Annotated in this window: 1 pseudogene; it reads left to right on the top strand. The window is 44.4% G+C overall.

The window, feature by feature from the left end:
- Positions 1-15: 15 nt before the first annotated feature.
- Positions 16-279, top strand: a pseudogene (locus tag RYX56_RS21980) (MFS transporter); the annotation flags it as partial.

Raw genomic sequence — 279 nt, forward strand, 5'->3', positions numbered from 1 at the left:
CCTGCATTAGGAGGCGTGCTCATTGGTACCGGGGGCTGGCAAAGTATCTTTATCGTCAATATCCCTTTATCGCTCGCTTGTATTCTATTGGGCTACTTCCGCTTTCCAAAGGTCTCATCAGAGGCCGCCGGAGAAGAGAAAAAGCTCCTTTCCATTGATTTTACGGGAATCATTTTATTTGGCATCACCTTAACCACTCTTTTGCTGTTTTTGATGAATCCAAGTTTGTCGAAGATTACTTTTCTATTGGTTGCGGTGATTGCAGGGGGGATTTTTGTG

Source organism: Alkalihalophilus lindianensis (genome assembly GCF_032843265.1).
In the GTDB taxonomy this organism is placed as follows: Bacteria; Bacillota; Bacilli; order Bacillales; family Bacillaceae_D; genus Alkalihalophilus; species Alkalihalophilus lindianensis.